Consider the following 8,430-nt stretch of genomic DNA (forward strand, 5'->3'; position numbering starts at 1 on the left):
AGCGCGCTGGGATATCCGAGGGAATACCGGCGGCAGCGGGCATCGTTAACTTAAGATACAAAAGCTGTCCGGAGATGGCGGGTCAAGATCAAATTCAAATTTACATAGAGAGACAATCATTATGAAACCAAAGACTGAACATATAAAAAGCTTCTGCGTGGCGGGGCTTTGCGTACGTACGAAAAACATTGATGAGTTCAATTCTGAAAGTGCAAGAATCCCTAGACTATGGGCAAAGTTCTATTCAGAGGGGGTGGCAGAGCAGATCTCAACACAGTTACCAAATACTCCAATTTTTGGCGTTTACTCAGCATATGAAACTGACGCTACCGGCTTCTATGATTTAACCGTTGGTGTATCTGTTGATAAATCAAACAGCGATTTTGAAAATATTGTCATTGAAGCTGGGAAATATCTCGTTTTTGAAGCAAGAGGGGCTATGCCCGATGCGATGATTCAAACCTGGTCTTATATCTGGTCTTATTTTGAGCAACACCCTGAGATATGTCGCAGTTTTCTTACTGATTTTGAAGCTTATAAAAGTCCTGAAGAAGCTCATATCTACATAGGTATTAGCACTAAAACATCCTGTACTGTTATGCTGTCATAGCCGCCGGTGCTCGCGGCCCAGTCTATGGTCTCTCTGTCGCAGCAGTCCAGCGCGAACGTCACGCGCAGTTTTCCGCCGTCGTCACATCCGAACTCGAAGCCGTCTGAGCACCAGCGCTGGTTGCTCTTCGCTACCGCGATTTTACCGTTATGCTCGCGCTGAGGCCGTTGTGGTTTGTCATGCAGCAATAACAGATTATGCTCGCTCATCACACGGTAAACCCGTTGGGCATTCACCGGAGGCAGACCTTCATCGCGAAGCTGTCTACGCATTATCCCCCACACCCGGCGATAGCCATAACTGGGCATATCGCTGATGATACCGAGGATGCGCGACAGGACCTCTGCGTCCGCTTACTCGTCTCGCCGGAGAGTGCGACCGTCCTGCCAGTCAGCAGAACGGTGAATCCGCAGTGATAAGTGCGCACGCGACACGCCCATGATGCTGCTTACCTGGGCTATTCCTTGTCCTTTGGCAACAAGGGCGCATGCGCTATCCATTTTCGGGCCTGGCCGTACTCCACTGCTTCTTTCAGGATCTCTACTTCCATCGTCTTCTTACCCAGAAGGCGCTGAAGCTCACGAATCTGCTTGTTTGCGGCGGACAGCTCTGATGCCGGAACCACATCCTCTCCGGCCGCAACGGCGTTCAGGCTGCCTTCCAGATACTGTTTTTCCACTTAAATAGCTGGCTGGGCTGAATGCCATGCAAACGAGCAACATGGGAGTGTAGTGGATTATTAGACGTCAACTACCTTGGCCGGCGCATTGAATCAGCATTTTTGTTACCGAGCGCGCACTGTTGCCTCACCAAAACAGGCTCTGATTGTCCTTTGGGAAGCTTCAGATCGCTTATGCGGCAAGCGGCTCAGAGCGTTACTGCCCCAGCTTATTCCGGCGATGGAGAAACATGGGCAAATCAGTCTGAATCCGGCACTCCGCGAGCAACTTATGAAAATCAGTGCGTCCTCCATCGATCGCTTGCTGAAAGAAGCACATACCACCGCAGCTAAAAAACGCAGCCGGGTGGTTAACCGCGTCAGCAAAAGTATCCCGGTCAGGATGTTCACCGAGCATGAGCGACATTCACCAGGGTTTATGGAGATGGACCTCGTGGCGCACTGTGGCGGGCATCTCTCCGGTACCTTTTTGTGGACGTTGTCGCTGACCGATATCGCCAGCGGGTGGACAGAATGTGTGGCGCTGCCGGCACGTAACGCAGAATTGATCATCCGGGCCGTTGATAAGGTTCAAAAGATCCTGCCATTCCCGCTTCTAGGCCTTGATGTTGATAACGGTGCCGAATTTATCAACGAAGCCTTATTTGAATACTGTTCTGCCAGATGTATAGCACTAACGCGTTCCCGACCATACCGGAAAACGAGCAGGCCTGGATAGAGCAAAAAATGGCTCAGTGGTCAGAAAGCTGGCGGGATATGGTCGTCTTGACGGTGAGCATGCAGTAAAAGCGATGAACCAGATGTACATGGCTAATCGATTGTTTATTAACTTCTTTCAGCCATCGTTCAAGCTTCTGGAGACGCAACGTATTGGCGGGAAAACGGTTCGCAGGCATGACGCTCCCAAAACGCCCTATAACCGCCTGATAGAATTGCATACCCTGCGTGCTGAGCTTCGAGCCCATTTTGACGATATCATCCACGCACTTGACCCTTTGAAATTGCTGGAAACCATTCGACTCTATCAGCATCAGCTGGTACGAATAGCTGTCGGGGATCCCATCGGAGACAAAACAGCGATTTAACCGCGTTTTTGCAGGGGCTCTCCGTAGCCTGGCAGGAGGGTGCAGTGAATCCTTTACATCATCCAGCTCCATCAAAACCCCGCCACTGGCGAACCCGGGCAGATCCCTTTGCTGACGTCTGGAACGAAATAGAATGCTGGCTGAAAGATGAGCCGCATCTGGGCAGCACCGAATTACTTCTCAAGCTTGAAGACGCACATCCGGGCAAATTCACCGAAGGCCATCGCAGAACACTGCAGCGCAGATTACAGGAATGGCGGGTCAGGGTGGTCAGAGAACTGGTCTACGGAACTCGTGCTGATGGTAACATTTTAGTTGAAGAAAGAAAGTAACATTAACTGGTGAGGCAACACGGCGGACGGGGTAATTGTCGCCTAATACTCAGAGGTATACCCCAATGTGACAGACTGACGCGCCCCCCGGGCTTGTCCAACCCCTCCCCTGTCCAGAAGCAAGTTCTGAACAGACTCTCGGTTTCGGAATCAGGTCAACGAAAATAAATACGATCTCCAGAAATATTTTGTGGACAATTTTTCCGATAGTGCCGAAATATCCAGATTAGAAAGCATTTTTTTACATTTCAGGTGGAGGATTGACGATGGCGGAGCGAGGCACTGAAAAACTGGACAGAAAGTGCTGTACGTCCAATCCGGGCGGGAATTATGATAAATGCTTAATTTAGCGGTGCGACCGGCAACGGTTTGAGTCTGTCATACGATGAAGGACGTATATGGAACAGGATACAGAATTTCGTTACCCCAATGTTATAGATTTCTTTGGCACGACCCTTTTTCACCTTTGCCATTTCACAACAATAGACCTTCATAATTACGCTGCATATAATAAATACTCAGAATGTAACATTGAGAAAAGCAATGATAAGCTAAGTGATGAAATAAATAAACGACTGAAAAACAACAGTGAAGAGTACCACGAAGACATTATTGATAGTTACAGTCAGGAAATACGCGAGTTTGGCGAGTTCTACCCGCCAATGCATCGAAAAGCAATGGTGATAACACTATATAATTTCTTTGAACATCAAGTTAAAACATTATGCACCGAAATAAATAAACTTCTCCCACAGGACATGAGCGATAAGTATTTAAAAGAAGCATGTATAAAACGTTATCGTAAATTTTTAAGCAGAGAAGCCTGTTTTGATATTAATCAGGGTGATTTATTGTGGGAGCGATGGGAGGATATGCTGAAAGTGGAACAAATCAGGCATGTTCTGGTTCACTCTGAAGGTGAGATTGAGAAGCACAGGGCGGAACGGCTGGCAGATATAGAAAACTACTGTAAGCTAAAAAAAGGTATCAGGCTGATCCGACACCGTATCATCATCGATGAGGGCTATGTGGCAGAGCTTATCGCTGAGCTTATCTCACTGTTTGACCTACTGGACAGGCAGGTGAACGCTTTCATCCGTAGATACGAAAGCGAGCATGGTAGCTACGAAGTTCTACTCCCGTTGGGAGCATCACGAACGCCGCTGTGATTTCTTGGACAGAAACACCTGAAAGTCCAGGTGGCGCGGGGAATTAAACGAGGGGGCGTAAAAAAGGCCGCTCAAGCGGCCTATCGGGTAGAGTTTACGTTGTAAATCGCTTCATTGAGATTAACTTCTTTTAGCTTTATCTCTTGCATCAGACGAGACGCTTTAAATGTGACTAAATCTCTAATATGGATTTCGCTGGTAACTGTCGGATTTTCAACCCTGCACTCAGCAAGGACATCCTCATCACACCGTATCAGCCGCTGATGCGCTGCTCTCATTTCATTAAGCTCATTCTGTTTTCGGGAAATATCCGCATCGGTGTAGTGCCGCTTTAAAGGTTTAGCTCTTAAAAAAGTATTAATGAACCAATTCTTAAATGTCATTGCATAATCGCCCGGTTCGTCTTCATGAGGTTAATATACCAAGCCAGAACCCTCGCTGCCAGCAGCACTGGACAGAATGACCTGTACGTCTAACTGCGCAGGGAATTAAACGAGGGTGCAAAAAAGGCCGCTGGCGCGGCCTTTCAAAACAAGGAAATTAACACATACACAGACAATACCAGCCCTCCCAGTGTGGCAAGATGACTGATAAAACCTTTGCAGAAATAAGCTGCACCGACAAGCACCAATAGACTCAACAATACGTAATTGCTGATTTCAGCTTCATTGCCAAACATTTAACCCTCTCCTCTCATTCGTTTGCTTGCTAGATTATAGACATCACTTCGTTCGCGTTTACCTACGGCAACAACCGCAATAATTAATTGATCGTCAATCACCTGATAGACCAGACGAAAGCCAGACGCACGAAGTTTGATTTTGTAGCAGTCCTTTATCCCGCGCAGTTTTGCTGAAGGGATATGCGGATTTTCACTGCACTTCTTCAGCTTTTTTGCAAACTGCTGCTGAATGGGCTTGTCCAGCTTTTGCCATTCTTTCAATGCATCTTCCCTGAATTTGACTGTATAAGTCATAGGTAGCTATCCAGATCCACGTCGTGAAGCGTCTGGCTGCTGCGTTCTGCGACCAGCTTAACCAGTTCCTGATCGTCGAGGGCATCGAGCATCTTCTCGTACAGCTCTGCCGGAACACAGTAAAAAGCTGGCTGGTTGCGGTTCAGAATAGCAACCGGGTAGCCATCACCAGCGCTGACCGTTGCCATAGGGTTTTTCTTGAGTTCGCTGACACTGGCACTTGTGTCACTGAGAATGATGTTGGGCATAGATTACCTTTTGAGACCGTTTAACAAGTCTCTAAAATACATCTAAAAAGACCTGTTAAAAAGTCTTTTTGCTATTTACTATGCAGGTGGACAAAATAAGCAGTGTGTCCAATGTGAATAGAAGAAAGGCAAACATGTTAGCCTCTGCTACTAATGTTGAGGCTATATAAGCTCTACCAGTAGGCGAACATAGTCATGTGCCCCCCGAAAAACCACCACCCTTCATACCTTTGTTAAGGTAGATTAGGAATGAATTTAGCCCGGGGAATTTATAGCATATCAATATTGATATCTTATTGTTTGTCTGTATACTGCGTTTGTTGTCCTGTATAGATGACAACAAACGCAGTCGCAGATAGCTGCTTCTGCATCTGGCGAGACGCCTGACTCACAGGAGTGCATATGAATCAAAATCCTGAACAACCTCTTCTCCGGGAATGCCCTCTTAAGCCATGCCGCCCCTTCTCAAACATTTCGCATGCGAAATCTTAAGGATAGTTAGATGAAACTCAAAATTGGACCTACGGGTAAGCTGATTGTTGTAAGTAGTCAAAAGGGAGGTATCGTGAAGTCTCTGTCTACAAGTGAGATTGCCCATGATCTCAGAGAAGCAGGCTTCAGCACTCTTGAACTCGATCTGGACTGGACTACAGGGTTAACTGAGAGGGCTTTCCCGGATGAGTTACCGCTTGAAATCGAACGAGAACCATTGAGCAATAGCTTTTCGCCTGGCGAAGCAAATACGTATCAGTTGTTCTTCCAGGACACAAAAATCAACCCCATTAAACTTCCCGGTGAACGTTTCATTATGGGGGCTACAGGCGAACTTAACGAAATTAACTACCGCAACAGTGACTGCATGTTCGATTTTCGGGATCGCATCGGAGAGTTGAAGACACAGTTTGATTTTATTATTGCAGACACTGCACCGTCGTACTCAAATGTCATGATTGCTGCGCATATGGCCGCAGATTATTTGCTGATCCCCACTCTGCTTGAAAAGCAGGCGCGTAATGCTGTTGGCAAACAGCTCGCGTACATGCAAAAAATCAAACGGAACTATAACCCTTCGCTGCAGTTTATGGGTACATACGTTACTCAGACCCCTGTCAAAAACTATAAAAAGCCTTTGAAAGACGGTTATCTGGGACCAATTGACACTTTAAATCTCAATTTACTTATCGAGATTCTGCAGGAGAAGGGATACACCGAAGAGTTTATTCTCGCCTACATATCCTTCGTACCAGCAGCCGCAAAAGAAGCGATTGAGCTTGGGCTTTCGTTTAACGAATACGATCCAAAATGCCTGCCAGCGGTTCAGTATAAGGAACTGACTCAGAAAATCATTCAGCTTGCGGGAGGTAAATAATGGCTAAAAAACCATTCCTGAAGCGCCTGCAAGCTCAACAGGAAAGTAAGAAAACTGGGACAGTGGTTTCAGATATTGAACAGGTCATTGTCAATAAACAACCGGATGAGCAAATTCGCGATGCAGCTGCTCATCAGATTATGGCTGATATAGCTCGCCCGGATATTGAACCTGAAGGTCAGATTATCCGTGTCGATATCAATCTGGTTTATGCTGAAAAGCAGGTTCGCCCGGAAGAAGATTTTGACGAGGAAGTCATCGATGGTATGGCTGATACCTACGAGACCATTGGCATGCTGACACCTCCTCGCTGTTATCCACGAGACAGGCGTGGTTATCAGATCTGGATGGGTGAAACTCGTGTGCGTACAGCGCGTAAGCGTGGCGACACACATATCGATATATATGTCGGCAAGCCTCCGAAAGACAGAAAAGAACGCATCATTGGCCAGCTCATCGAGAACCTGCAGCAGTCAGGGCTTAAACCCCTGGCAACAGCACATTCGTTTTATGAGCTCAAGCGGGATTTCAATATGACGGGTGAGCAGATCGCGAAGACAATGGGTAAACCAACCTCTTTTGTCAGTAAACACCTGCGCCTGATTGATGCGCCCGAAAATGTTACCGCCCTGCTCCGGGATAAAGTTACATCTGATATTGATCTGGCTTACACACTGGTCCAGATAAATGAAAAATCTCCCGAAGAGGCTGAAAAGCTTATCGCAGCTGCACGGGAGTCTGGTATTTCACGTGCGCAGGTTAAAGCGGTTCTAGATGAAGTTAAGAACAAAAGCAAAGATGTGATTTCGCATGCGAAATCTAAAGTTCAGAGCAAAAAGCCAACCAAGGCTTTGGACAGCAATTCAGGTGTAAAAACCTGGCAGGTAGTTGTCGAGATAGACGGTCACGGTCAGCTAGGGGTAATTATGACTGACCGCGCACCTGATGAAGAGGGATATGTGTGGGTTAAATTGGAAATTGGTGAGATTTCAGTTGAGGCTTCGGAACTACGTATCAAAGGGATGCGTTCTCTGTGATGAAACCAACCCCGTTCACCCAAATGGCCACTGCATTCCGTGGCCAAATTGTCCGCATCTGGGCGCTTCGATATTCCGGAACCCAATCCGAAGCTGCTGCCGCATTAACAGAAGCGGCTATCACTCTTGGATATGTTACAAGAAGCAGACCCGTCCCCGGCGCGGCGTTACTTTCATGGGCTTCTAACCCGGCTGAAACGCCGTTGTGGGCTGCTGAGACGGCGTTAACATTGATGCTCAGTAACGGCTGGAAGCCAGAAAGCAACCAGGAATGGTGTGGAATGTCGGCGTTGATATTCAGATCCAATCGTGCACTTTCACTTGAGCAGCTAGTCGCTTCTTTGCCTGATAGTATAGACAGGCAAACTGCTACCGGATGGTTCGTGGCTGCAATCGAAGAGGATGCTCACTTCCGTTACAACAGGAAATCCAGATGACATTTCAAGAGCTTGATGCGTGTATCGCAGGCTCTGGCAGACGTTCTATCGCTTCAACGTTAATTGCTTTTCTTCTTGATGCGCTTGATGACGGACAGAACGGAGTTGATCTTGATACTTTCCAGAGCCACACGCGCTTTGTTCGCAATAATGTAACTACGGTAGCCAGCTATCTGCAGCTACACGGAATTATCCATATACTGTATTACCGGGATGGTGCTGATGAACGCAAGTACGAGTCCGTAAATAATTACGGGCGGTGGGCAAAACAGCACTATCGTCCATCCGAGGCTCTTATGCAGCTGCATCGGCGTGATTAAAAACAGACAGATTTCGCATGCGAAATCTGTCTAACCTGAGGATTAAACAGAGTGCCGGATTCAAAGAGAATTTGCAGTGGATTGGCCCCTATATTTCCATACACTTTTTATCACTTAACCCATTACTGGTTCGTCGCCGCAGATATTCCCGTGGCGAACGATACCCCA

Annotated in this window: 13 protein-coding genes and 1 pseudogene; 9 read left to right on the top strand and 5 right to left on the bottom strand. The window is 47.2% G+C overall.

Features of this window, described 5'->3' with window-relative positions; genetic code table 11:
* Window positions 1-121 precede the first annotated feature (121 nt).
* Window positions 122-610: a GyrI-like domain-containing protein gene (locus tag AC2FAP_RS24205; protein WP_172686964.1), complete on the top strand. Its 489-nt coding sequence runs from the start codon at window positions 122-124 to the stop codon at window positions 608-610.
* On the opposite strand, the pseudogene AC2FAP_RS24210 reads toward AC2FAP_RS24205, so the two are convergent.
* A pseudogene (locus AC2FAP_RS24210) lies at window positions 577-1,336 on the bottom strand (IS3 family transposase); the annotation flags it as partial. The gene AC2FAP_RS24205 and the pseudogene AC2FAP_RS24210 sit on opposite strands and share 34 nt — an antisense overlap.
* A 224-nt stretch (window positions 1,337-1,560) precedes the next feature.
* On the opposite strand from AC2FAP_RS24210, the gene AC2FAP_RS24215 reads away from it, so the two are divergent.
* The 4 genes from AC2FAP_RS24215 (at window position 1,561) to AC2FAP_RS24230 (ending at window position 3,875) form a co-directional block, all read left to right on the top strand.
* Complete coding sequence (locus AC2FAP_RS24215) at window positions 1,561-2,007, top strand: integrase catalytic domain-containing protein (protein ID WP_318155706.1); 447 nt, start codon at window positions 1,561-1,563, stop codon at window positions 2,005-2,007.
* Between the two features lie 73 nt (window positions 2,008-2,080).
* Complete coding sequence (locus AC2FAP_RS24220; RefSeq protein ID WP_485453027.1) at window positions 2,081-2,374, top strand: hypothetical protein; 294 nt, start codon at window positions 2,081-2,083, stop codon at window positions 2,372-2,374.
* Window positions 2,375-2,418: 44 nt separating this feature from the next.
* Complete coding sequence (locus tag AC2FAP_RS24225) at window positions 2,419-2,706, top strand: hypothetical protein (RefSeq protein ID WP_172686961.1); 288 nt, start codon at window positions 2,419-2,421, stop codon at window positions 2,704-2,706.
* A gap of 398 nt (window positions 2,707-3,104) precedes the next feature.
* The gene (locus tag AC2FAP_RS24230; RefSeq protein WP_172686960.1) at window positions 3,105-3,875 is read left to right on the top strand and encodes a hypothetical protein; all 771 of its coding nucleotides are present in this window, start codon (window positions 3,105-3,107) and stop codon (window positions 3,873-3,875) included.
* A gap of 80 nt (window positions 3,876-3,955) precedes the next feature.
* On the opposite strand, the gene AC2FAP_RS24235 is transcribed toward AC2FAP_RS24230, so the two are convergent.
* The 4 genes from AC2FAP_RS24235 to AC2FAP_RS24250 all read right to left on the bottom strand — a co-directional run bounded on the left by AC2FAP_RS24235 (window position 3,956) and on the right by AC2FAP_RS24250 (window position 5,099).
* Window positions 3,956-4,258, bottom strand: a complete 303-nt coding sequence (locus AC2FAP_RS24235) for a hypothetical protein (protein ID WP_172686959.1) — start codon at window positions 4,256-4,258, stop codon at window positions 3,956-3,958.
* 143 nt (window positions 4,259-4,401) lie between these two features.
* On the bottom strand, window positions 4,402-4,554 hold the full coding sequence (locus AC2FAP_RS24240) for a hypothetical protein (RefSeq protein ID WP_176454397.1): 153 nt from the start codon (window positions 4,552-4,554) through the stop codon (window positions 4,402-4,404).
* Window positions 4,555-4,851 carry a type II toxin-antitoxin system RelE family toxin gene (locus tag AC2FAP_RS24245; protein WP_172686958.1) on the bottom strand — a complete coding sequence of 99 codons (297 nt, stop codon included), beginning with the start codon at window positions 4,849-4,851 and terminating at the stop codon, window positions 4,555-4,557.
* A complete protein-coding gene (locus AC2FAP_RS24250) occupies window positions 4,848-5,099 on the bottom strand; it encodes a type II toxin-antitoxin system Phd/YefM family antitoxin (protein WP_172686957.1) in 252 nt (83 codons plus the stop codon). Before AC2FAP_RS24250 ends, AC2FAP_RS24245 begins: the two co-directional genes overlap by 4 nt.
* Window positions 5,100-5,601: 502 nt before the next feature.
* Between AC2FAP_RS24250 and AC2FAP_RS24255 the strand changes: the two genes are divergently transcribed.
* Genes AC2FAP_RS24255 through AC2FAP_RS24270 form a run of 4 tightly spaced genes read left to right on the top strand, consistent with a single transcriptional unit; the run spans window position 5,602 to window position 8,262 of the window.
* Window positions 5,602-6,468: a ParA family protein gene (locus AC2FAP_RS24255; protein WP_172686956.1), complete on the top strand. Its 867-nt coding sequence runs from the start codon at window positions 5,602-5,604 to the stop codon at window positions 6,466-6,468.
* Window positions 6,468-7,505, top strand: a complete 1,038-nt coding sequence (locus AC2FAP_RS24260; RefSeq protein ID WP_172686955.1) for a ParB/RepB/Spo0J family partition protein — start codon at window positions 6,468-6,470, stop codon at window positions 7,503-7,505. Before AC2FAP_RS24255 ends, AC2FAP_RS24260 begins: the two co-directional genes overlap by 1 nt.
* On the top strand, window positions 7,505-7,942 hold the full coding sequence (locus AC2FAP_RS24265) for a hypothetical protein (RefSeq protein WP_172687048.1): 438 nt from the start codon (window positions 7,505-7,507) through the stop codon (window positions 7,940-7,942). Before AC2FAP_RS24260 ends, AC2FAP_RS24265 begins: the two co-directional genes overlap by 1 nt.
* Complete coding sequence (locus AC2FAP_RS24270) at window positions 7,939-8,262, top strand: hypothetical protein (RefSeq protein WP_172686954.1); 324 nt, start codon at window positions 7,939-7,941, stop codon at window positions 8,260-8,262. Before AC2FAP_RS24265 ends, AC2FAP_RS24270 begins: the two co-directional genes overlap by 4 nt.
* The last annotated feature ends 168 nt before the right edge of the window (window positions 8,263-8,430 follow it).

The sequence above is a fragment of the Enterobacter cloacae complex sp. 394I7 genome (assembly GCF_057320345.1).